The organism is Micromonospora sp. NPDC093277, from assembly GCF_044765245.1.
GTDB lineage: Bacteria > Actinomycetota > Actinomycetes > Mycobacteriales > Micromonosporaceae > Micromonospora.
In genome coordinates, this window is record NZ_JBIWJO010000017.1 from 22171 (window position 1) to 42912 (window position 20742).

Consider the following 20742-nt stretch of genomic DNA (forward strand, 5'->3'; position numbering starts at 1 on the left):
GGGCCGGGTGGGCGGCCCCCGGCTGTGTACCGCCCCGGGCGCTGCGTCAGGATGGGACGGAAAAGCAGGTACACCTGAGGGAGCTCACGATCGCCAGAAAGCCTCAACCCGAGGGCGGCCAGGCGCCGGTCGTCCAGCGGGTCCGGATCCGGTACGCCAAGCGTGGACCGCTGCGGTTCACCTCGCACCGGGACTTCGCCCGGGCCTTCGAGCGTGCGCTGCGCCGGGCCGGCGTACCGATCGCCTTCTCCCAGGGTTTCACCCCGCACCCGAAGATCTCGTACGCCTCGGCCGCGCCGACGGGCGTCGCGAGCGAGGCCGAGTACCTGGAGATCGGCCTGCGTGAGCCGGTCGACCCGGAGCGGCTGCGGAGCGCCCTGGACGCGGCGCTCTCGCCCGGACTCGACGTGCTCGACGCGGTGGAGGCCACCGGGGGCAGCCTGCCCGACCGGATCGAGGCGTCGCGCTGGCGGATCGAACTTCCGGAGGTCGACCCGGCCGTGCTGGAGCGGGCGGTGGCCGCCTTCACCGCCGCGGAGGAGATCCAGGTCGAGCGGATGACCAAACAGGGGCGGCGTGTCTTCGACGCGCGGGCAGCCGTCATCGGCGTCGATGTGCTGCCTCCGACGGAGACGCCTTCCGGGGCGACAGCCGTAGCGTGTGCGATACTCGAAGTGGTCGTGCGGCAGGTCACCCCGTCCGTACGGCCCGATGACGTCCTTTCCGGCCTCCGCGTGGTGGCCGACCTGGAGCCGCCGGTCACCCCGAGGGTGATCCGGCTGGCGCAGGGCACGCTGACCGCGCAGGGCGAGATCGTCGATCCGTTGGATGCGGATCGCGACGGGGCAGCCATCGGAGAGCGCTGACCGACGGTCAACGCTCTGGCAGGCAGACTTCGGCTGGTCGCGTACCTGCGCGCCCGGCGGAAACACCTTTTGCGGCGACCCTGCGTGGCAGCGCTCACCCGCGCCCGGGGCAGCCAGAACTGGAGAACGTCCATGCTCGAGAACGAGCCCGAGGGCGGCGAGCGGACCGGCGCAGAACCGGCCGAGACACCCGCCAACAGCACCGACAGCACTCCCGAGACCAAGCCGCCGGCCCGCAAGCGGGCCAGTCGCCGCAAGGCCGCCCCGCTCAACCAGCCGGAACAGATCGACGCGCCGGCCGAGGCGTCCACCCACCCCGGCACGACCAGCGGTGAGGCGCCGCAGGCCGAGGTGTTCGCGCCGGTGGCCGGTGAGTTGGAGGTCGCGCCGAAGACCACGCGGCGGCGGCGCAAGGCGACCACCGCGAAGGCGGTCGAGGAGCCGGTGATCGCCACCGGCGTGGAATCAGCCTCCGAGGAGGTCGTCCCGCCGGTCAAGGTGACCCGTACCCGCCGCCGGAAGGCCGCCACGCCACCCGCCGAGGCGCCCATCGAGGAGTCCGCGACCGAGGCACCGGCCGAGGCCGCCGCCGAGGCGGAGGCCGAGTCGCCGGCGGAGGCCGAACCGCAGGCGGACACCGGTGGCGAAACCGGTGCGGGCGCCGAGCCGTCGGCCGAGGCAGCGCCGGTCGAGGAGACCAGGCCGAGACGGACCCGGAAGCGGGCCGCCACGCCCACGCCGATCACCGAGGGCGTGGCCGAGGTGCCGCCGGCCGTCAAGACCACCCCGGATCAAGGACCGGAGGAACGGCCCGGTGAGATCGCGCCGGGCACCGCGGTCCCGGGGGTGACCGAGCAGCCCGCCGGGGAGCCGGCGCCGACCAGCCGTCGACGGCGGGCCGCCCTCTCCGCGCCGACCGTCCTGTTCATGGCGCCGCAGCCCGAGGAGATGCCGATCGCCCGGGCCGCCGCACCGGCCGTCGAGGAGCCGGCCGAGGAGCCGGCCGAGGAGCCGGTGGAGACCGGCCGACGCCGCCGGCGTGCCCGCCGCGAGGCGGAGCCGGTCGAGCCCGAGGTCGAGGTCGAGGCGGAGCCGACGGTCGAGGCCGAGGAGGCCGCCGAGGCGGAGGAGGACGACGAGGAGACGATCTCGGGCCGGCGGCGTCGCCGCCGGGGCCGCCGCGGCCGGGGCCGGGGCAAGGGCGGCGTCGAGGACCTCGATGAGGACGAGGCCGAGGAGGCGATCGAGGCCGAGAGCGCCGAGGCCGAGGCCGAAGAGGCTGAGGAAGCCGAGGAAGCCGAGGAGGAGGGCGAGGGCGACGGGATGACCCGCCGCCGGCGTCGCCGTCGCCGTCGGGGCGCGGGTGACGTCGAGGCCCCGGCCGAGGACGGCGTGCCCACGGTCGTCAAGATCCGCGAGCCCCGCCGGCCGGTCGACGAGGTGCAGGGCGTCACCGGTTCGACCCGGCTGGAGGCCAAGCGGCAGCGCCGCCGGGACGGCCGGGAGCAGCGGCGTACCCGGCCGCCGATCCTGAGCGAGTCGGAGTTCCTGGCCCGCCGGGAGGCGGTCGACCGGGTGATGGCCGTCCGCCAGCGCGGCGACCGGACCCAGATCGCCGTCCTCGAGGATGGCGTGCTGGTCGAGCACTACGTCACCCGCAACTCCGCCGGCACCATGGCCGGCAACGTCTACCTGGGCAAGGTGCAGAACGTCCTGCCCAGCATGGAGGCGGCCTTCGTCGACATCGGGCGGGGCCGCAACGCCGTGCTCTACGCCGGCGAGGTCAACTGGGACAGCACGGGCCTGGAGGGCCGCGCCCGGTCGATCGAGCACGCGCTCAAGTCCGGCGACTCGGTGCTCGTGCAGGTCACCAAGGACCCGATCGGGCACAAGGGCGCGCGGCTGACCAGCCACATCGCGCTCTCCGGCCGGCACCTGGTCTACGTGCCGAACGGCAACGCCTCCGGCATCAGCCGGAAGCTGCCGGACACCGAGCGCAAGCGGCTGCGGGACATCCTCAAGAAGCTGGTGCCGGACGGCGCCGGGGTGATCGTCCGGACCGCCGCCGAGGGCGCCAGCGAGGACGAGCTGGCCCGGGACGTCAAGCGGCTCCAGGCGCAGTGGGAGGACATCCAGGCCAAGGCGGCCGAGGGCGGCGCCCCGGTGCTGCTCTACGAGGAGCCGGACCTGGTCATCCGGGTGGTCCGAGACCTGTTCAACGAGGATTTCCGCGAGCTGGTCATCGAGGGCGAGCAGGCGTACGACATGGTCGAGTCGTACCTGTCGCACGTCTCACCGGACCTGGTCGCCCGGCTGCGCCGGCACGCCGGCACCGCCGACGTCTTTGCCGAGTACCGGATCGACGAGCAGATCCTCAAGGGGCTGGACCGCAAGGTCTTCCTGCCCTCCGGCGGCTCGCTGGTGATCGACCGGACCGAGGCGATGACTGTCATCGACGTCAACACCGGCAAGTACACCGGCTCCGGGGGCAACCTGGAGGAGACGGTCACCCGGAACAACCTGGAGGCGGCCGAGGAGATCGTGCGCCAGCTGCGGCTGCGCGACCTCGGCGGCATCGTGGTGATCGACTTCATCGACATGGTGCTGGAGTCGAACCGGGAGCTGGTGCTGCGCCGCCTCACCGAGTGCCTGGGCCGGGACCGGACCAAGCACCAGGTCACCGAGATCACCTCGCTGGGCCTGGTCCAGATGACCCGCAAGCGGATCGGTGCCGGCCTGCTGGAGGCGTTCAGCGAGACCTGCGAGTGCTGCAAGGGCCGCGGCGTGATCATCCACACCGAGCCGGTGCCGGAGAAGCCGCGGACCGGTGGCGTCGCGGGGGAGAAGGTCAAGGCGGTCGCCTCGGCCGTCACCACCCCGGCCGCCGAGGAGCGGGGCGGATCCCGGCGCCGGGGCCGCAAGGCCGCGCCGGAGAAGACCGTCGCCGAGGTGACGGACGCCCAGCCGGAGGCCGACTACCACGACACGATGGGCTACGACCTGTCCCGGTACGAGACCGAGACGCCGGCCGCCCCGGCGGTCGCCGACAGCCAGGAGGGCAGCTCGGCCCGACTGGCCGCGGCGGACGACCCGGACGCGGTCGGTGAGGGCGAGGCCGAGGAAGAGGGTGGCCTCGGCCGACGGCGTTCCCGGCGCGGCGGGGCGCGGCGACGTACCCGGCCGTGAGCCGTTGACCGCTACGACGTACGACGAGCCCCTCCTGCCGGCAGCAGAGCCGGTGGGAGGGGCTTCGCCGTTCCGGCGCCCTGGGCAGGGGTTCCGGCGCCCCGGACGGGACGGCCTGTTCCCCGAACCGGCGGCCCGGTTTGGGCGGCGGCCCCAGCATGGCGTACGCTAGCCTGCGGCGCACTCTTGTGTGCCGAGTTCCCGCGTGCCCGCGCAGCCGGTGTCACGACTACCCGGCGAGTCGCCGTGGGAACGACCGCCAGCAGCCTCAACGACAGGGAGTCCGCCTCCGATGTACGCGATCGTCAAGACCGGCGGCAAGCAGTACAAGGTCGCCGAGGGCGACGTGATCGAGGTCGAGAAGCTCGTCGGTGCCCCCGGCGACGCGGTGAAGCTCACCGCGGTGCTCCTCGTCGACGGTGACGACCTGGTGACCGACGCGGCGAAGCTTGCCCAGGTCTCGGTGTCCGGCGAGATCGCCGCGCACACCAAGGGCCCGAAGATCCGGATCCACAAGTTCAAGAACAAGACCGGCTACCACAAGCGCCAGGGTCACCGCCAGCCGCTGACCCAGGTCAAGGTGACCGGCATCTCCAGCGGGAAGTAGGTCGTCCTCCAATGGCTCACAAAAAGGGTGCGTCCAGCTCGCGTAACGGTCGCGACTCCGCGGCCCAGCGGCTCGGCGTGAAGCGCTTCGGTGGTCAGGTCGTCAACGCGGGCGAGATCATCATTCGTCAGCGCGGCACCAAGTTCCACCCCGGTGACCTGGTCGGCCGTGGCGGCGACGACACGCTCTTCGCGCTGGCCGCCGGTGCGGTCCAGTTCGGCACCAAGCGTGGCCGCAAGACCGTCAGCATCGTGCCGCAGCAGTAGTTCGAAGGCGTTGGCGGGCCGCGGACCTGGTGTCCCGGCCCGCTTCGCTTTTCCCAGGTGCGGGATCACCCCGCTGGAAGGATTGTCCGCGTGACGACGTTCGTTGACCGGGTCGTCCTGCATATGCAGGCCGGCGACGGCGGGCACGGCTGTGTCTCGATCCACCGGGAGAAGTTCAAGCCCTTCGGTGGCCCGGACGGCGGCAACGGCGGGCACGGCGGCAGCGTCTCGCTGGTGGTCGACCCGCAGGTGACCACGCTGCTCGACTTCCACTTCCGCCCGCACCTGAAGGCCGAGAACGGCAAGGGCGGCGCGGGTTCGAACCGGGACGGCGCCAACGGCCGGGACCTGGTGATCAAGGTACCGAACGGCACCGTGGTGCAGGGCCTCGACGGTGAGGTGCTGGCCGACCTGGTCGGCCCCGGCACCACCTTCGAGGCGGCCCGGGGCGGCCGGGGCGGCCGGGGCAACGCCGCGCTGGCCAACGCCCGGCGTAAGGCCCCCGGCTTCGCCGAGCTGGGCGAGCCCGGCGACCGGCTGGACGTGGTGCTGGAGCTGAAGAGCGTCGCCGACGTCGGCCTGGTCGGCTTCCCGTCGGCCGGCAAGTCGTCGCTGATCTCGGTCATCTCCGCCGCCAAACCGAAGATCGCCGACTACCCGTTCACCACCCTGGTGCCGAACCTCGGCGTGGTCCGGGTGGACAACCACACCTTCACCGTGGCCGACGTGCCGGGGCTGATCCCGGGCGCGGCCACCGGCAAGGGGCTGGGCCTGGAGTTCCTCCGTCACGTCGAGCGCTGCGCCGTGCTGGTGCACGTCATCGACACCGCCACGCTGGAACCGGGCCGGGATCCGCTCGCGGACATCGACACCATCGAGGCCGAGCTGACCGAGTACGGCGGCCTCGCCGACCGACCCCGCCTGGTCGCGCTCAACAAGATCGACGTACCGGACGGCCGGGACCTCGCCGAAATCGTCCGGCCTGACCTGGAGGCGCGGGGCCTGCGGCTCTACGAGGTCTCCGCGGCCACCCGCGAGGGGCTCAAGGAGCTGACGTACGCGATGGCGGAGCTGGTCGAGCAGGCCCGCAGCGCGGCGCCGCCGGCCGAGCCGACCCGGATCGTGATCCGCCCGAAGGCGGTCGACGACGCCGGCTTCACCATCGAGGCGGAGGAGGACGGCTCGTACACCGTCCGGGGCACCCGCCCGGAGCGCTGGGTCCAGCAGACCAACTTCGACAACGACGAGGCGGTGGGCTACCTGGCCGACCGGCTGGCCCGGCTCGGCGTCGAGGAGAAGCTGGCCAAGGCCGGTGCGCAGGCCGGCGACCTGGTCCGCATCGGCGATCGGGAGTTCGACTGGCAGCCGACCCTCTACGCCGGCGTCGACTTCGTCCCGGGCAACCGGGGCACCGACATCCGGCTGGAGGACAAGTCGACCCGCTCCTCGGCCGCCGAGCGGCTGGCCGCCCGCAAGGCACGCCGGCAGCGTCCGGCCGACGAGCTGGCGGCCGTCCCGCAGGACGACGACGCCGACGACGACGGGGAGTAGTCCCTTTCCGTCCGTGATCGGGTCGTTGTCCGGAAACCTCCGCGAAATCCGACGGTCCTAGCGTGACGGGAATGCTGATCGAATCCCGGCCCGCCACCGACCCCGAGGTCGCCACCCTGGTCGCGGCCCAGCAGCGCGAGTTGCGCGACGCCGACGGAGGGTTGTCCGGCCAGGCGACGGTCACCCATGACGACATCCGTTACCTGGTCGTGGTGGCCGCCGGGCGGGCCGTCGCGTGTGGCGGCCTCCAGACGCTGGACGCCGACACCAGCGAGCTGAAGCGGATGTACGTGCGGCCGGCGTACCGGGGGCGGGGCATCGCCCGGCAGCTGCTGGCCGCGCTGGAGGAGCTGGCCTACCGGCAGGGGCACACCACCGTGTGCCTGGAGACCGGCACGTACCTGCCGGCGGCCATCGGGCTCTACCGGTCCTGCGGCTACCAGCCCATCCCCGTGTATGGCGAGTACGTGAACAACCCGCACAGCGTCTGCTTCGCCAAGCACCTGCTCGTCGCGGCCTGACGGCGGCCTCCCGGTCGCGTACCCGCGATGCCGGTTCGGACGCCGCGGGTCAGGCCCGGTCGGACGGATGGTCCAGCCGCCCGCCGGTGCCCGCCTCCTTGGAGAGCAGCAGCCCCAGGACCAGCATGCCGAAGCCGAGGAAGAGGTGCAGCCAGTTGTCGGCGTCGTTGAACGGCACGAAGTTCGCGTAGCTCTCGCGGTCGACGCCGAAGCCGTACAGCCAGATGACCAGGTAGACGGCGCCGCCGCCGGCCAGGAACAGCCGCGCCCCGCCCACCGAGCGGGCCAGCCCCAGCCCGACCAGGCCGAAGACCAGGTGCAGCAGGTTGTGCAGGATCGACACCTGGAACAGGCCGAACAACTTCGCCGTCGAGTGGTGGCCGGCGAACACCAGATCGTCATGGTGCGTGGTGACGCCGGGGAGGAACCCGAGCACGCCGATCAGCACGAAGGCGGCGGCCACCGCGAGGGCGACCATCTGGAGCGCCGGCCGGGCCGGGGCGCGTCCGCGCACGTCACGTGCCATCGCTGTCACCTCCGTGGATCAACCGCCGCCAGGGTGGGCAGACCCTCAATTCTGTGACCGGGCCGGGGCGCTCCCGCAGAGAAATGACGAATCAAGCCAGGGACCCGACGGCCGGGTCGGTCCGGATGTCACCCCGGCGTGCGTCGTCCAGCGCAGTGCCGGCCGGTCTCCGCGCGGGAGTTGATCACTCGATCCGTCGTACGCCGTCGATCACGAATCCACTGGCCGGCAGGGTGGGCATCCGGCCGAGGTCGAGCGCCAGGTCCTGCGGCGGGACGCGGTAGCTCATCGTGCTGAGAAGGTTGGTGACGGCCCGCTTCAGCAGCTCGATGGTGAGCCACTCGCCGGCGCAGCGGTGCCCGGTGAAGTGGTCTCCACCGCCCTGCGGGACCAGGCTGAACGGATCGCCCGGCCAGTCGGTGAACCGTTCCGGCCGGAATCGTTCCGGCTCGGGCCACAGCCGCGGGTGGTGGTTGGTGGCGTACAGGCCGAGCAGCACCCGACGGCCCTCGGGGAAGTGGTGGCCCTGCCACTGGAAGGAGCTGCGTACCCGGGCCGCCGCCACCGGAAAGAGGGGGTAGTAGCGGCGTACCTCGTGCCCGAAGCCCTCGGCGGCCCGGTCGTCGCCGCGCAGCCGTTCCCGCCAGCCCGGATGGTCGTGCAGGGCCAGCGCGGCGAAGACCACGAACCGGTCGATCGCGACCGTCGGGCGGATGATGTTCAGCAGATCCACCGCCGCGATTCGGCGGGGCAGCAGCCGCCCCTGCCCGTCCCGGTGCTCGGCGATCACCCGTAGGGCGCTGCCCTCCGGCGCGGGCAGGCCGCCGTGCCGAACCCGTTCGACCAGGTCGCCGACCCACTGTTCGGCCCGCCGGCGGCCGAACAGCCCGCGCCAGTGCCGCGGGCCGATCGCGGCCGGTGCCTCGATCATCGCGTGCAGGTCGGCGGTGCGCCGCATGACGTCCGCACCGGCCAGCGGAACCCCCGCCCAGGCGCAGGCCGCGCGGGTCAGAATCCGGCCGACCTCGTCGTGGAGGACCACCCGACCGGCCTTCGCCCAGACCGGGAGGTGGGCCCGCCACTCGTCGTCGAAGAGCCGCCCGAGCCGGCCGATCGCCGCCGGCGTCATGATCGACAACAGCATCGCCTTGCGCGCGCGGTGTGCCGTGTCGTCCAGCCCCTGTACGCCACCGACCCCGGTGAGGGTGTGCTGCCCCAGCGTCGGCATCGCGCCGTGCCGGACGAAGCGGGCAGGGTCGTAGAAGAGCTCCGCGGCCGGGCGACCGCGCAGGCAGATGGTCGGCTGCAGCAGCAGCCGGGTCTGGAAGATGTCACTGCCATGCCGGTCGCAGCGGTCGCCGATGAACCGGTAGCCCTCGCGCCGGAACGCCAGCGTGCTCTCCGGGCTGCGGTCGGTGGGAATGCTCATCGGCTGCTCCTGACGTGGCTCGGCGACCGGTGGCGGCGATCCGCTCTTACCCGTGCCGGACCGGGCGAATCCGGTCTCCGCAGGCGGACCGGCGGAGACCGGCCGTCGCGTACGCCGAAGCGCTGAGCCTGCTCCGCCCGGAGCTGCCCCTCGGCGCGGCGGCCCTCTTCCCGGCCGACGCCCGGCACCGGGCGGAGCGGCTGTTCTGCGGGGCGCTCGGGCCCCGACGGCGAGCGCTGTGCCGACGTGGCCGGTCACCCGGCTTCCACCACGCGCCCGGTCCCGATGGCCTCGGCCGGGGCGACGGTGACTGAGCGCCGGGAATCAGTCGAGGTCGAACTCGCCGTCCTGGGCGCCCGCGACGAACGCGTCCCACTCGGCCTGGGTGAAGACCAGCACCGGCCCGTCCGGCTCGGCCGAGTTGCGCATCCCGATCAGGTCGTCCACGAACGCCACCTCGACCGCGCCCTCGGTGGTGTCGCCCTCGGCCCGCTGCCAGACCGCCCGGGAGAGGTCGAAGTCGCCCTTGGGGTGCTGACCCATGGTTTTCCTCCATCGCCACACGTCACCGGGGACCCGGTTCGGATCCCCATCGGGCAGGATAAGCGGATGCCCAGCCTGACCCGCACCGAGGCGACCACGCGTGGCGCGTCGATCACCGTCGAGTCCTACCAGGTAGACCTGGACCTGACGGGTGACGACGAGCGGTTCCGCTCCACCGTCACGATCCGATTTCGGGGGACCCCCGGCGCCGAGACCTTCGCCGAGGTCAAAGCCGTGCGGCTGCTCGGGGTACGCCTCAACGACCGGGACCTCGACCCGGCCGTCCTCGACGACAACCGGCTGCCGCTGACCGGGCTGGCCGCCGCGAACACCCTGACCGTCAGCGCGGAGATGGCGTACTCCAACACCGGCGAGGGCCTGCACCGCTTCGTCGACCCGGCCGACGGCGAGACGTACCTCTACGCGATGTCCTTCCTCGACGAGGTGCAGCGGATCTTCGCCGCGTTCGACCAGCCCGACCTCAAGGCCCCCGTAACCCTCTCGGTCACCGCGCCGCCGGAGTGGACCGTCGCGGCCAACGGGCAGCTCGCCGGCCGGCCGGCCCCCGGGCGCTGGGAGTTCGCCCCCACCGCGCCCCTGGCCACCTACTTCTTCACGCTGATCGCCGGCCCCTGGCACGTGCGGCACGACGAGCACGACGGCATCCCGCTCGGCATCTACTGCCGGCGCTCGTTGGCCGAGCAGCTGGACGCCGACGCCGCGGAGATCTTCACCGTCACCAGGCAGTGCCTCGACCGGTTCCACCGGCTCTTCGCCGAGCGCTACCCCTTCGGCAAGTACGACCAGGCGTTCGTGCCCGAGTTCAACGCCGGCGCGATGGAGAACCCGGGCCTGGTCACCCTGCGCGACGATCACGTCTTCCGGTCGGCCGTCACCGACAGCCAGCGGGAGCTGCGGGCCACCACCATCGCCCACGAGATGGCGCACATGTGGTTCGGCGACCTGGTGACCATGCGCTGGTGGGACGACCTGTGGCTCAACGAGTCCTTCGCCGAGTACCTGGGCACCCGGGTCACCGCCGAGGCCACCCGCTTCGACCAGGCGTGGACCACCTTCGCGATGCGCCGCAAGGCCTGGGGGTACGCGGCGGACCAGCGCCCCTCCACCCACCCGGTCGCCCCCGAGGAGGTGGCCGACGCCGCCCAGGCCCTGCTCAACTTCGACGGCATCTCGTACGCCAAGGGCGCCAGCGTGCTGCGCCAGCTCGTCGCCTGGGTCGGCGACGACGCCTTCCTCGCCGGCCTGAACGCCCACTTCGCCAAGCACCGGTTCGGCAACGCCACCCTCGCCGACCTGCTCGACAGCCTCGGCGCGGCGAGCGGGCGGGACCTGACCGAATGGGCCGAGTGCTGGCTGCGGCGCAGCCAGGTCAACACGCTGCGGATGGTGACCGCCGTGGACGCCGGCGGCCGGTGGACCGAGGCGGCGGTGGTGCAGACCGCGCCGGAGGCCTACCCGCTGCTGCGCCCGCACCGCATCGAGGTGGCCCGGTACACCGCCGACGGCCCGGTGCACCGCTTCGAGGTCGACCTGGATCCGGCCACCGACCAGGGCCGCACCGAGCTGACCGAGCTGATCGGGCAGCCCGCCGCCGGCCTGCTGCTGCCCAACGCCGGTGACCTCACGTTCGCCAAGATCCGGCTCGACCCGGCGTCGGCGGACGCGGTGCCGATGCTGCTTCCCGGGCTGGCGGACCCGCTGGCCCGGGCGCTGCTCTGGGGCGAGGCCCTGGACGCCACCACCGACGGCGAGCGCCCGGTGGACGCGCTGGTCGCGCTCATCGCGGCGGCGCTACCGGCGGAGACCGAGGTGATCATCGCCGAGGACGTGCTCACCCTCAGCCGCGACCTGGTCGACCGCTACCTGGAGCCGCTGGCCCGGGATGCGGCCCTGCTCCGGGTCACCGGGGCCTGTGCCGCGCTGCTGGCCGACGCCCCGGCCGGCGGTTCGCTCCAGCTCGCCGCGGCCCGGGGTCTGATCAGCGCCACCACCGACACCGGGCTGCTCGCCGGCTGGCTGGCCGGCAGGGACGTCCCGGCCGGGCTCGCGGTCGACGCCGACCTGCGGTGGGCGCTGCTGCGCCGGCTGGTGGTGCTCGGCGCAGCCGGCGAGCCGGAGATCGCCACCGAGGCGGCCGCCGACCGCAGCGCCACCGGTGCCGAGCGGGCCGCCGGCTGCCGGGCCGCGCGGTCCGATGCCGACGCCAAACGGGCCGCCTGGGAGATCATCACCAGCAACACCGACCTCTCCAACCGCCTCGTCGAGGCGACCGCGGCGGGTTTCTGGCAGCCGGAGCAGACCGAGCTGACCGCCGATTACGTCGAGCGCTACTTCGCCGACATGCCGGCGGCGGCGCGCCTGCGTACCCCCTGGACGGCCGACCAGGTCGCCAGGCTGGCCTTTCCCCGCTACGCCGTGACGCAGCCCACCCGGGAATTGGCCGCGGCGCTGCTGGCCCGCGACGATCTCACGCCCGGCCTGCGCCGGCGGGTCGTCGACCTCGACGACGACCTGCGCCGCGCCCTCCTCGCCCGGACGGCGGTGGCCGCCGTCGGCGCCTGACGGGCGACCGCCGGGCGGGACGGTCCGGCGGCCCCGCCGGTCCGATTCCCCGCCCGGCCTACGATCGTTTGGTGGAGGAAGACATCCGGCGGATCGGGATCATGGGCGGCACCTTCGACCCGATCCACCATGGGCACCTGGTGGCGGCCAGCGAGGTGGCGGATCGGTTCGGCATGGACGAGGTAATTTTCGTCCCGACCGGCCAGCCCTGGCAGAAGGCGGACGAGCCGGTCAGCTCGGCCGAGGACCGCTACCTCATGACGGTGATCGCCACCGCCTCCAACCCGCGCTTCCAGGTGAGCCGGGCCGACATCGACCGTGGCGGCCCGACCTACACCGTCGACACCCTGCGGGACCTGCACGCCGAGTACGGCCCGAAGGTGCAGCTCTTCTTCATCACCGGGGCGGACGCCCTGGAACGCATCCTGTCCTGGAAGGAACTGGACCGGATGTTCGAGCTGGCCCACTTCATCGGCGTGACCCGCCCCGGTTTCGAGTTGTCCGACAAGCACCTCCCCGCGGACACGGTCAGCCTGGTGCAGGTCCCGGCGATGGCCATCTCCTCGACCGACTGCCGCGCCCGGGTGGCCCGGGGCGAGCCGATCTGGTACCTGGTGCCGGACGGTGTGGTGCAGTACATCGCCAAACGGCGCCTCTACCGACAGTGAGTACGCCGGAAACGTGAGGCTTTGTCCACGTAATCGACCAGAACTGACAAGTCGTCGTGCCGGCAGGTGTGAGAGGCTTGGAGGATCGCACGGTTGATCGAAGGAGAACGGTGACAGTTTCCGAACGCGCACACGAGCTGGCGATGGCCGCCGCCCAGGCCGCGGCCGACAAGCGGGCGCAGGACATCGTCATCATCGACGTGGGCGACCAGCTCGCCATCACCGACGCGTTCCTGCTGGCCGCCGCTCCGAACGAGCGCCAGGTCCACGCCATTGTCGATGCCATCGAGGAGCGCCTGCTGGAGCTGCCGGAGAAGGCCAAGCCGGTCCGCCGTGAGGGCGAGCGGGGCGGCCGGTGGGTCCTGCTCGACTACGTCGACATCGTGGTGCACGTGCAGCACACCGAGGAGCGCGAGTTCTACGCCCTGGACCGGCTCTGGAAGGACTGCCCGCAGATCCCGTTCGTGGACCGGGACCTGGCCGACTCGGCCGCCGGCACCGCCAGCGCGGAATGACCCGTCTGATCGTCTGGCGGCACGGCAACACCGACTGGAACGCCACCGGCCGGGTCCAGGGGCAGACCGACGTACCGCTGAACGACCTCGGCCGCGAGCAGGCCCGCGCCGCCGCGCCCGCGCTGGCCGCGCTGCGGCCGGACGCCATCGTCGCTAGTGACCTGCGCCGCGCCGCCGACACCGCCGCCGCCCTCGCCGCGCTGACCGGGCTGCCGGTACACGCCGACGCCCGGTTGCGCGAGCGCCACTTCGGCCAGTGGCAGGGCCTCGCCCTCACCGAGGTCGCCGAGCGCTTTCCCGACGAGTACGCGCGCTGGCGCGCCGGCGACCCCGACCCGGGAGCCGGCATCGAGCACCTCGACGATCTGGGCAAGCGGCTCGGCACCGCCCTCCAGGACGCGGCCGACCTGGCCGTCGGCGGCACGGTCGTGGTGACCACGCACGGCGGCGGCGCCCGGCAGGGCGTCGGCCACCTGCTCGGCTGGGATCACACCGTGATGCGCAGCGTCGGTTCGCTGGCCAACTGCCACTGGACCGAGCTGCGTAACAACGACGTCCGCGGCTGGCACCTGCGGGGCCACAACGTCGGAATCATCACGCTGCCGGCGCGGGCCGACGCGGTCTGAGTCCTCCGGCCCGAGCGAGCCGCTCCGGCATCGGCTAGCGTGCCGGACATGCCCGTCGCGGTCGTCACCGACTCCACCGCCTATCTTCCGCCCGAGCTGGTGCGCGCGCGCCGGCTCACGGTCGTCCCGCTCACCGTGGTGCTCAACGGCGTGGAGGGGCTGGAAGGGGTCGAGGTCTTCCCCGAGGACGCCATCCGGGCCCTCGGTGGCCGGCGGGTCGCGACGAGCACCTCCCGGCCCGCCCCCGAGCAGTTCGCGCAGGTCTATCGGGCGCTGCTCGCCGAGGGCGCCGACGCGGTGGTCTCGGTACACCTGTCCGCCGAGCTCTCCGGCACGGTGGAGGCGGCCCGGCTGGCCGCGGCCGAGGTCGGCGACCGGGTCGGCGTGGTCGACAGCCGCTCCACCGGGATGGGCCTGGGCTTCCCGGTCCTCGCCGCCGCCGCGGCCGCCGCCGACGGGGCGGACCTCTCCGGGGTACGCCAGGCGGCGGTCGACGCTGCCGGCCGGACCACCATCTTCTTCTACGTCGACACGCTGGAGTTCCTCCGTCGGGGCGGCCGTATCAACGCCGCCGAGGCCCTGCTCGGCACCGCCCTGTCGGTGAAGCCGATCCTGCACATGCCGGACGGCGCGATCGTGGTCCGGGACAAGGTGCGTACCACCGGCCGGGGCTTGGCGCGCCTGGTCGACCTGGCGGTCGAGGCGGCCGGCGATGCGGAGGTGGACCTGGCCGTGCACCACCTCGACGCACCGGAGCGCGCCGAGCAGTTGATGACGGCGCTGACCGATCGGCTCGGTGACCGCCTGCACGACACGTACGTCACCGAGGCCGGGGCGGTGGTGGCGGCGCACGCCGGCCCGGGGCTGGCCTGCGTGGTGATCCACCGCCGCCCAGCCTGACCGACGTCGCGGTCGTGGACCCTTGTCGGCGATCTGGTGGCATTCGGTGCGGCCGGATCCCGTCGTTCCGCCGAGGTGGCGCCGGCAGCCGCCCTGCGGGGCGGCCGCGGCCTGGCCGTCCGGGGCCCGGAAGGATGACGGCAGGTGAACGCGTTCACGGGCACCGCCGTCGCGTGCGTGCCGGGGAGGTGGCGTTTCTGCTGTCGCCGCAGGCCAGCTTCGTGAACGGGTGACACTTCCGGTGGTCGGCGGCGGGCCATCCCCCGCCTCAGCGTGAACTCCTTCCCGGGCTGGCTGCGACGTGCGGCCGTTCCGCCCGGACGCCTACTCGCCCCGGAGCACAAGATGGGCATGATCAGGCGTCTGTCCACAGGGAGGCGCTCCATCCACAGGACGACCTTCCGGACCTGAGCGCCACCACTGGTCGGGCCTAGCCTCGCGCCGTGTCAGACGACGAAGAGAGCGCGGTGCGACGGCGGCTGTCCCTGCTGTTCGAGCCGAGATCGCGCCACGAGCCGGCCTGGCCGACCTTCGATCTGGCCCCGGCACCGCCCCGGCCCGACGCGGGGCGGCGTTCCGTGCCGGGGGAGTCCGGCGCGATCGTGCCGCCCGCGGCCGGGTCCGCATCGCGCTCCCTGCTGGCGGAATCAGACGCTCCGCTGCCACCCACGGCCGGGCTCGCCGAGGCCACCCTCGCTGACGAGCCCGAGCAGGGGTCGCCGCGCACCGGCGGACTGTCCCGGCTGCCCGGCCCGGGTGCCTTCGATCCCGGCCGGCGAGGGGTTCGGGCATTGGCCGTCGTCGCCGCCGTCGTGGTGCTGGTCGCCGGGGTCTGGGCCTGGCGGTCCCGGCCGCGGGCCGAGCCGGTCCGGCCGGTCGCGACGGTCGCCGCACCCGACGAGACGCAAGCGTCCCCGGCCGCGCCGCCCGGAGCGAGCGGCGAGGTGGTGGTCGCGGTCGCCGGCAAGGTACGCCGTCCCGGCCTGGTCCGGCTGCCGGCCGGCGCCCGGGTGGCCGACGCCGTCGAGGCGGCCGGTGGGGCGCTGCCCGGCGTGGACGTGGCCCTGCTCAACCCGGCCCGGAAGGTCACCGACGGCGAGCTGATCCTGGTCGGCGTGGCCGCCCCGCCCGGCCAGGCCGGGCAACCTGGCCAATCCGGGCAGCCCGCGGCCGGCCCGGCGGCGGGTGCCGGCGCGCCGGCCGGCCCGGTCAACCTGAACACGGCCACCCTGGCCGAGCTCGACACGCTGCCCGGCGTCGGCCCGGTGCTCGCCCAGCGGATCCTCGACCATCGCGAGCGCCACGGCGGGTTCCGGTCGGTTTCCGACCTCCGTCAGGTCGAAGGCATCGGCGACGCCCGGTACGAGCAGCTCAAGGACCTGGTGACCGTGTGAACGCCCCGAACAAACGGCAGGACGGCCGGCACGGTGACATCGAACCCCGGGACGGCCGGCGCGGCGACCTTGAACGCCGGCACGGCCGGCGTAGTGAGGCAGAACCCGGGGACGGCCGGCACGGCGACGCCGAACCCCGGGACGGCCGGCGCGGCGACGTCGAACGCCGGCACGGCGACGTCGAACCGCGTGACGTTCCCGACCTGAGGCTGGCCGGGCTGGCCGTGGCGGCCTGGCTCGCCGCCCTGGCCGGTCTGCACCAGAGCGCGACGGTGATGGCCACGCTCGCCGCCGTCGCCGCCGGCCTGGGCGCCGTGCTCGGCCTCCACCTGTGCGGCCTGCTGGGCCGGCCGGCCGCGCCCGCCCGCCGGTACGGCTGGATCGCCCTTGCCGTGCTGCTCGGCGTGGTCTGCGGGGCGACCGCCGCCGCCGCCCGGGTGTCCGTGCGCGACGCAGCCCCGGTGCGGGCGCTCGTCGACGAGCGGGCGCAGGTCACCGCCGCGCTGGTGGTCCGGGACGACCCGCGCCCGATCCGGGGTGCCGCCGGCCGGCCGAGCACCGTGCTCCTGCGCGCCGACCTGGTACGCCTCACCGATTCCGCCGGCCAGCGGGTGGCCGGGTCGGTGCGTGGCCTGGTGCTGGCGACCGATCCGGCCTGGCGGGCGCTGCTGCCGGGGCAGCGGGCGACCGCCCGGGGGCGGCTGTCGCCCCCGCGTGGCGGGGACCTGACCGCGGCGGTGCTCTCGGCGACCGGGCCGCCCACCCGGCACGGCGCACCCCCGTGGCCGCAGCGGGCCGCGGGCGCCCTGCGCGCCGGGTTGCAGCGTGCCTGCGAGCCGCTCCCCGACGACCAGGGCGGCCTGCTGCCCGGTCTGGTCGTCGGGGACACCAGCCGGCTGCCGCCAGCCGTGGAGGAAGACTTCCGGACCACCGGCATGACCCATCTGAACGCGGTGTCCGGCTCCAACGTGGCCATCGTGGTCGGCGCGGTGCTGCTGCTCGCCCGCTGGGCCCGGGCCGGTCCGTGGACGGCCGCCGTCCTCTGTGTGGTCGCCCTGGTCGGGTTCGTCATCCTGGTCCGGCCGTCTCCGAGCGTGGTCCGTGCCGCCGCGATGGGAGCGATCGGGCTGGCTGCGCTCGCCGCGGGTCGTTCCCGGGCCGCGCTGCCGGCGCTCGCCGCCGCGGTGACCGTGCTCGTGCTGGTCGACCCCGACCTGGCCGGGGATCCGGGGTTCACGCTCTCCGTGTGCGCCACGGCCGGGCTGCTGCTGCTCGCCCCGGGCTGGCGGGACGCGCTGCGCCGGCGAGGCGTACCGCCGGGGTTGGCCGAGGCGCTGGCGGTGCCGGCCGCCGCCCAGCTCGCCTGCGGGCCGGTGATCGCCGGTCTGTCGGGGACGGTGAGCCTGGTGGCGGTGCCGGCGAACCTGCTGGTGGTGCCGGCGGTCGCGCCCGCCACCGTGCTGGGGGTGATCGCCGCCATCGTCTCGCCGGTCTGGCCGGCGGGCGCGGAGCTCGCCGCCTGGCTGGCGAGCTGGCCGGCCTGGTGGCTGGTGGTCGTCGCGCGGCAGGGCGCACGGCTGCCCGCCGGGACGCTGCCCTGGCCGGGCGGGGTGACCGGGGCGCTGCTGTTGGCCGTGGTCAGCGTGGCGCTGCTGCTCGCTGCCCGGCGCCAACTGCTCCGGCGGCTCGTCGCGGTGTGCACGGCGGCGGTCGTGCTCGGTGCGCTCCCCGTCCGGCTGCTGGCCTCCGGCTGGCCGCCGCCGGGCTGGGTGATCGTGGCCTGCTCGGTGGGGCAGGGCGACGCGGTCGTGCTGCCGGTCGCCGGCGGGCGGGCGGTGGTGGTGGACGCCGGGCCGGATCCGGCCGGGGTCGACGGGTGCCTGCGTCGGCTCGGCGTACGCGAGGTGTCGTTGCTGGTGGTCAGCCACTTCCACGCCGACCATGTGGGCGGGATCGCCGGAGTGTTCCGGGGGCGGCGGGTGGCGGACGTGGTGACGCCGCAGCTGGCCGAGCCGTCCTTCGGCGCGTCCCAGGTACGCGTCGCCGCGCAGGCGGGTGCGGCTCGGCTGCGTGCCGTGCCGGTGGGCTGGGGCTGGCGGGCCGGGGGAGTGGAGCTGACCGTGCTCGGGCCGCCGTATCCGCTGCACGGGAGCCGGTCGGATCCGAACAACAACTCGTTGGTGCTGGCGGCCACCGTGGCCGGGGTGCGGATCCTGCTGCCCGGCGATGCCGAGACCGAGGAGCAGCGGGCACTCATGGGCGCCCTCCCGTCCGACGGGGTCCGGGCCGACGTGCTGAAGGTCGCCCACCATGGGAGCGCGTACCAGGATCCGGAATTCCTGGCCGCGGTCCGGCCCACCGTCGCTCTGGTGTCGGTGGGTGCGGGCAACGACTACGGGCATCCCAACCCGGGCCTGCTCGACCGGTTGACCCGGGCCGGCGCGCGGGTGCTGCGGACCGACACGGACGGCGACCTCGCCGCGGTACGCGACGGTGCCGGCCTCGCGGTGGTGACCGGCGGAGTCCGATCGGGGCGGCGACGGTGAGCGGGTCAGGGGTCGCAACGGTGCCCGGGGCGGCAACGGTGGGCACGATCGGAGTGGCCGGTGGCGGCTACGGCGCACCGCTGGAACAGCGGAGGTAAGGAGACTTGTAGGCATAGCAGGCAGATCGACTCAAATGTCTGGATTGGCGCTGAGTGCGGGCCGTGCCGTCACAGTCACCGATGAGCAGGCACGATCCGGCCGAAGGCCGTGCGAGTATGGGCGACGTGACCCCCGCCAGCCTGCCCCCTATTCTGCTCGTTCTCGGCGACGAGGAACTGCTCGCCACGCGCGCGGTCACCGAAGCCGTCGCCAGGGCTCGCAGTGTCGACCCGGACGTGGACGTCCGCGACTACCAGGCCGGCTCCCTGGTGGTGGGGGAGATCGCCGAGATGCTCAGCCCGTCGCTGTTCGGTGGGCATCGGGTGCTCGTGCTCCGATCCGGCCAGGACGCCCGCAAGGACCTGGTCGCCGCGCTGCTGGCGTACGCAAAGAACCCGGACCCCGACGTACAGCTGGTGGTGCTGCACGTCGGCGGCGCGAAGGGGAAGGCGTTCGCCGACGGGCTACGTGCGGCGGGCGCGACGGTGGTGCCGGCGGCGAAGCTCAAGGGGCACCGGGATCGGGTCGCCTTCGTGCGGGACGAGATCCGCCGCAGTGGGGGGAAGTGCACCGAGGACGCGGCCGAGGCGCTGATCGCCGCCGTCGGCAGCGACCTGCGGGAATTGGCGGCCGCCTGCTCCCAGCTCGTCGCCGACACCGACGGGCGGATCGGGGCGGACACGGTGGCCCGCTACTACCGGGGGCGGGTGGAGGTGAGCGGCTTCACCGTCGCCGACGCGACGATGGTCGGTGACGTTCCCGCCGCCCTGGAGGCGCTGCGCTGGGCGCTGCACGTCGGTGTCGACCCGGTGCCGATCGCCGACGCGCTCGCCGACGGTGTGCGTACGGTGGCCCGGGTGGCGTCCGCCGGGCGGGGCAGCCCGTACCAGCTGGCCAGCAGCCTGGGCATGCCGGCGTGGAAGATCGAGCGGGCCCAGCGGCAGGGCCGGGGTTGGACCCCGGAGGGTCTGGTCGAGGCGATGCGGGCGGCCGCCGAGTGCAACGCGGCCGTCAAGGGAGGCGCCGACGACCGGGGATACGCGCTGGAGCGGGCGGTGTTCTCCGTCGCGGCGGCCCGGCAGGGCGGAGCCCGGTGACCCGACCAGTCCGGTCCTGGACGACCGTGCCGATGGGCGACGAGTGGCATCGACCGCTCTACGCCCGGGCGCTCGGGCTGCGCTTCGTCAACCCGGGCGGGGTGCTCTGCTTCCTCTTCTTCGAGGGGGCGGTGGCGCTCGCCGTGCTGCTTGCCCTCGCCGAACTGGTCAGCTGGTGGGCGGTGCTGGTGCTGCCGACCGTGGTGGCGGCGATGGTGAAGCTCAACGACCTGGTCGCCGAGGTGGTGATCCGCAGTGCGGCGCAGGTGCCGGAGCAGGAGCGGGACCGCTTCCGCCGGCAGGTCGAGCCGGTGGTCGGGCGGGCGTCCGTACCGGCGACGGCGCGGGCGCTGCCCGGTGTGGCCTTCGCCGTCGACACGGCGGGGTGGGCGACCCCACCCGGCGATCCGGCGGTGTGGACGACGACCCGACCCGGTGATCCAGCGGTGTGGACGACGACCCGACCCGGCGATCCGCCCCTCTCGCCCGAGGGCGAGCGGCCGGACGGGCGCGGAGACTCGTACCGCTGACGGGCTCGCTGGTCGAGCGCCGTGGCCGCCCGGCCGGTCCGCCTGGACGCCTGGGTGCTTTGCCGCCCGCCTCAGTTGGCTTCTTGATCAACTCCGTGTGCCGCATGTTGTGGTCACATTCGCCCGGGAGACCACCTGTTGCCGCACACGGAGTCGATCAAGGCGCACGCCAGCCCTGACCAGGGCGCAGGTCAGCCCTGACCAGGGCGCAGGTCAGCCCTGACCAGGGCGCAGGTCAGCCCTGACCAGGGCGCAGGTCAGCCCTGACCAGGGCGCAGGTCAGCCCTGT

At 73.8% G+C, this 20742-nt stretch carries 18 protein-coding genes; 15 read left to right on the top strand and 3 right to left on the bottom strand.

The window, feature by feature from the left end; translation table 11 throughout:
• Positions 1-146 precede the first annotated feature (146 nt).
• The 6 genes from ACIRG9_RS28320 to ACIRG9_RS28345 all read left to right on the top strand — a co-directional run bounded on the left by ACIRG9_RS28320 (position 147) and on the right by ACIRG9_RS28345 (position 6997).
• Positions 147-866 (top strand): TIGR03936 family radical SAM-associated protein, encoded by a 720-nt coding sequence (locus tag ACIRG9_RS28320; RefSeq protein WP_402862559.1) that lies wholly within the window; start codon positions 147-149, stop codon positions 864-866.
• Between the two features lie 132 nt (positions 867-998).
• On the top strand, positions 999-4052 hold the full coding sequence (locus ACIRG9_RS28325) for an Rne/Rng family ribonuclease (RefSeq protein WP_402862382.1): 3054 nt from the start codon (positions 999-1001) through the stop codon (positions 4050-4052).
• Positions 4053-4344: 292 nt separating this feature from the next.
• Positions 4345-4659 (top strand): 50S ribosomal protein L21, encoded by a 315-nt coding sequence (gene rplU, locus ACIRG9_RS28330; RefSeq protein WP_402862385.1) that lies wholly within the window; start codon positions 4345-4347, stop codon positions 4657-4659.
• 11 nt (positions 4660-4670) lie between these two features.
• Positions 4671-4925, top strand: a complete 255-nt coding sequence (rpmA, locus tag ACIRG9_RS28335) for a 50S ribosomal protein L27 (RefSeq protein WP_073838295.1) — start codon at positions 4671-4673, stop codon at positions 4923-4925.
• 90 nt (positions 4926-5015) lie between these two features.
• Positions 5016-6476, top strand: a complete 1461-nt coding sequence (gene obgE, locus ACIRG9_RS28340; RefSeq protein WP_402862390.1) for a GTPase ObgE — start codon at positions 5016-5018, stop codon at positions 6474-6476.
• A 71-nt stretch (positions 6477-6547) separates the two neighbouring features.
• On the top strand, positions 6548-6997 hold the full coding sequence (locus ACIRG9_RS28345) for a GNAT family N-acetyltransferase (RefSeq protein ID WP_402862393.1): 450 nt from the start codon (positions 6548-6550) through the stop codon (positions 6995-6997).
• A gap of 49 nt (positions 6998-7046) precedes the next feature.
• Here the strand turns inward: ACIRG9_RS28345 and ACIRG9_RS28350 are convergent, their stop codons facing one another.
• From ACIRG9_RS28350 to ACIRG9_RS28360, 3 genes are all read right to left on the bottom strand, one after another.
• Positions 7047-7523: a DUF4383 domain-containing protein gene (locus ACIRG9_RS28350; RefSeq protein ID WP_402862396.1), complete on the bottom strand. Its 477-nt coding sequence runs from the start codon at positions 7521-7523 to the stop codon at positions 7047-7049.
• Positions 7524-7707: 184 nt separating this feature from the next.
• A complete protein-coding gene (locus ACIRG9_RS28355; RefSeq protein WP_402862399.1) occupies positions 7708-8952 on the bottom strand; it encodes a cytochrome P450 in 1245 nt (414 codons plus the stop codon).
• A gap of 324 nt (positions 8953-9276) precedes the next feature.
• Entirely contained in the window at positions 9277-9495 is a 219-nt protein-coding gene (locus ACIRG9_RS28360) for a DUF397 domain-containing protein (RefSeq protein ID WP_402862402.1), read from the bottom strand.
• A 66-nt stretch (positions 9496-9561) separates the two neighbouring features.
• Between ACIRG9_RS28360 and pepN the strand changes: the two genes are divergently transcribed.
• The 9 genes from pepN to ACIRG9_RS28405 all read left to right on the top strand — a co-directional run bounded on the left by pepN (position 9562) and on the right by ACIRG9_RS28405 (position 20453).
• Positions 9562-12078 carry an aminopeptidase N gene (gene pepN / locus ACIRG9_RS28365; protein WP_402862405.1) on the top strand — a complete coding sequence of 839 codons (2517 nt, stop codon included), beginning with the start codon at positions 9562-9564 and terminating at the stop codon, positions 12076-12078.
• Positions 12079-12149: 71 nt separating this feature from the next.
• On the top strand, positions 12150-12746 hold the full coding sequence (nadD, locus tag ACIRG9_RS28370; RefSeq protein ID WP_402862408.1) for a nicotinate-nucleotide adenylyltransferase: 597 nt from the start codon (positions 12150-12152) through the stop codon (positions 12744-12746).
• Positions 12747-12856: 110 nt separating this feature from the next.
• Positions 12857-13261 carry a ribosome silencing factor gene (rsfS, locus tag ACIRG9_RS28375; protein WP_402862411.1) on the top strand — a complete coding sequence of 135 codons (405 nt, stop codon included), beginning with the start codon at positions 12857-12859 and terminating at the stop codon, positions 13259-13261.
• Positions 13258-13887 carry a histidine phosphatase family protein gene (locus ACIRG9_RS28380; RefSeq protein ID WP_402862414.1) on the top strand — a complete coding sequence of 210 codons (630 nt, stop codon included), beginning with the start codon at positions 13258-13260 and terminating at the stop codon, positions 13885-13887. Before rsfS ends, ACIRG9_RS28380 begins: the two co-directional genes overlap by 4 nt.
• Positions 13888-13935: 48 nt before the next feature.
• Complete coding sequence (locus ACIRG9_RS28385; RefSeq protein ID WP_402862417.1) at positions 13936-14787, top strand: DegV family protein; 852 nt, start codon at positions 13936-13938, stop codon at positions 14785-14787.
• 443 nt (positions 14788-15230) lie between these two features.
• Complete coding sequence (locus ACIRG9_RS28390) at positions 15231-16181, top strand: helix-hairpin-helix domain-containing protein (protein ID WP_402862420.1); 951 nt, start codon at positions 15231-15233, stop codon at positions 16179-16181.
• 224 nt (positions 16182-16405) lie between these two features.
• Positions 16406-18727, top strand: a complete 2322-nt coding sequence (locus tag ACIRG9_RS28395; protein WP_402862562.1) for a ComEC/Rec2 family competence protein — start codon at positions 16406-16408, stop codon at positions 18725-18727.
• Between the two features lie 215 nt (positions 18728-18942).
• Positions 18943-19923, top strand: a complete 981-nt coding sequence (gene holA / locus ACIRG9_RS28400) for a DNA polymerase III subunit delta (RefSeq protein ID WP_402862565.1) — start codon at positions 18943-18945, stop codon at positions 19921-19923.
• A complete protein-coding gene (locus ACIRG9_RS28405) occupies positions 19920-20453 on the top strand; it encodes a hypothetical protein (protein WP_402862423.1) in 534 nt (177 codons plus the stop codon). Before holA ends, ACIRG9_RS28405 begins: the two co-directional genes overlap by 4 nt.
• Positions 20454-20742 lie beyond the last annotated feature (289 nt).

Excerpts from the sequence above, each read along its gene's own strand:
- ACIRG9_RS28325 (WP_402862382.1), top strand. The coding sequence starts at position 999 with ATGCTCGAGAACGAGCCCGAGGGCGGCGAGCGGACCGGCGCAGAACCG.
- rplU (WP_402862385.1), top strand. The coding sequence starts at position 4,345 with ATGTACGCGATCGTCAAGACCGGCGGCAAGCAGTACAAGGTCGCCGAG.
- rpmA (WP_073838295.1), top strand. The coding sequence starts at position 4,671 with ATGGCTCACAAAAAGGGTGCGTCCAGCTCGCGTAACGGTCGCGACTCC.
- ACIRG9_RS28345 (WP_402862393.1), top strand. The coding sequence starts at position 6,548 with ATGCTGATCGAATCCCGGCCCGCCACCGACCCCGAGGTCGCCACCCTG.
- ACIRG9_RS28350 (WP_402862396.1), bottom strand. The coding sequence starts at position 7,523 with ATGGCACGTGACGTGCGCGGACGCGCCCCGGCCCGGCCGGCGCTCCAG.
- ACIRG9_RS28355 (WP_402862399.1), bottom strand. The coding sequence starts at position 8,952 with ATGAGCATTCCCACCGACCGCAGCCCGGAGAGCACGCTGGCGTTCCGG.
- ACIRG9_RS28360 (WP_402862402.1), bottom strand. The coding sequence starts at position 9,495 with ATGGGTCAGCACCCCAAGGGCGACTTCGACCTCTCCCGGGCGGTCTGG.
- pepN (WP_402862405.1), top strand. The coding sequence starts at position 9,562 with ATGCCCAGCCTGACCCGCACCGAGGCGACCACGCGTGGCGCGTCGATC.
- ACIRG9_RS28380 (WP_402862414.1), top strand. The coding sequence starts at position 13,258 with ATGACCCGTCTGATCGTCTGGCGGCACGGCAACACCGACTGGAACGCC.
- ACIRG9_RS28385 (WP_402862417.1), top strand. The coding sequence starts at position 13,936 with ATGCCCGTCGCGGTCGTCACCGACTCCACCGCCTATCTTCCGCCCGAG.
- holA (WP_402862565.1), top strand. The coding sequence starts at position 18,943 with ATGGGCGACGTGACCCCCGCCAGCCTGCCCCCTATTCTGCTCGTTCTC.